At 59.9% G+C, this 1,423-nt stretch carries 1 protein-coding gene; it reads right to left on the bottom strand.

From position 1 onward, the window contains the following. Positions 1–266: 266 nt before the first annotated feature. Entirely contained in the window at positions 267–1,277 is a 1,011-nt protein-coding gene (locus tag BST28156_RS34470) for an IS110 family RNA-guided transposase (protein WP_174904577.1), read from the bottom strand. Positions 1,278–1,423 lie beyond the last annotated feature (146 nt).

Genomic DNA, 1,423 nt, shown 5'->3' with positions numbered 1-1,423 from the left:
AAAACACGACATTTCTTATATGGTCGCCTCCCATTTGCAAGGCAATTTTGATCGTGGCGAGGAGGGTGGTTGCGGACTTATATCCGGACTCGATCGCAGGACGTGCCTGCCGGCCCCGATGGATTTCGCCGCAAGGTTCCTAATCTAAATAGCGGACTCGAGGTCCGAGAAATGTCTCAGGCTTGCCCTTGCGCGGTCCAACCTGTCTTGCCATCTTTCAGCATCACCTGTGCAACCGTGGATGGGATAAAGGGATTGAAGCTTGACTACTGCGACGGTGCTGCCTCATACGTTCGGCCATGCGCCAGCAGCGCCCAGATTGTTCGCGCCATCTTGTTTGCGAGTGCAACAGCAACGACGTTCGTTGGTCGTCGGGACAGCATCTGGCGCAAACGCTCCGGCAAGTGCTTTGAGCTCGAGATGACCGATCGCGCGCCGTGGATCAGCAGCGTCCGCAGATAAACGTCACCGCGTTTGCTGATCCCACCGAGCTTGATCTTGCCTCCCGAACCGTTCTGCCGCGGCACGAGACCGAGATAGGCGGCAAACTCCCGCCCCGAGCGAAACGTTCTTGCCTGTCCAATGACCGAAACCGCGGCAGTTGCCGTGAGTACGCCCACGCCCGGAATCTCCGAGATGCGCAGGCATGCATCGTCGTTGCGCCGCCAACTGAGAATGCGTTGCTCGATCCGAGCAATCTGCTCATCGAGCGCACGGAGTCGCGAAAGCTGATCCTGCAGGCTGTCTAGCAGCATGTCCGGCAACTCGTCGGCCAGTGACGCCAGCGCGGCTTTGGCGGCTTCGATCGATGCACGACGGCCTTGAGGCAACACGACGCCGAACTCGTAGAGCAATCCGCGAAGTTGGTTGACCTGCATGACGCGAATCCGGACCAATTGCTGGCGTATCCGGTGCATCGCCAGCATGGCCTGCTGGTCTTCGGTCTTAACGGCCACGAACCGCATGCCGGGACGCTGGGCAGCTTCCCAGATCGCCGCGGCGTCAGCCGCATCATTCTTGTTAGACTTCACGAACGGCCGCACGAACTGAGCTGCGATGAGCCGCACGTCGTGGCCAAGCCGTGCCAGTACCCGGGCCCAATGATGAGCGCTGCCACAGGCCTCCATAACGACGCGGCTCGCCGGCCGGTTGGCGAAGAACGGCGCGAGCTGGGCACGTTTGAGTACCTTGCTGTGAATCGCGCCGGTTTCAGGCTCGACATAATGAATCTGGAAAACGCGCTTGGCCAGATCGATGGCAATGGTCGTGGGTTCCATTTGGTTCTCCTTGGCGGCTGGGCTGCCGAACCAGCAATGTCGCATGCTCTGGACGCGAGATTGCGGCGCCGGACGGCCCGTTAAGGCGGGAGGCGACCATTCCATCTATTTAGCGGAAACGCGACATCTGAACTTGGGACCTACAC

The sequence above is a fragment of the Burkholderia pseudomultivorans genome (genome assembly GCF_902499075.1).
In the GTDB taxonomy this organism is placed as follows: domain Bacteria; phylum Pseudomonadota; class Gammaproteobacteria; order Burkholderiales; family Burkholderiaceae; genus Burkholderia; species Burkholderia pseudomultivorans.
This window is presented reverse-complemented; position numbering and strand designations above follow the sequence as displayed.

Excerpts from the sequence above, each read along its gene's own strand:
- BST28156_RS34470 (WP_174904577.1), bottom strand. The coding sequence starts at position 1,277 with ATGGAACCCACGACCATTGCCATCGATCTGGCCAAGCGCGTTTTCCAG.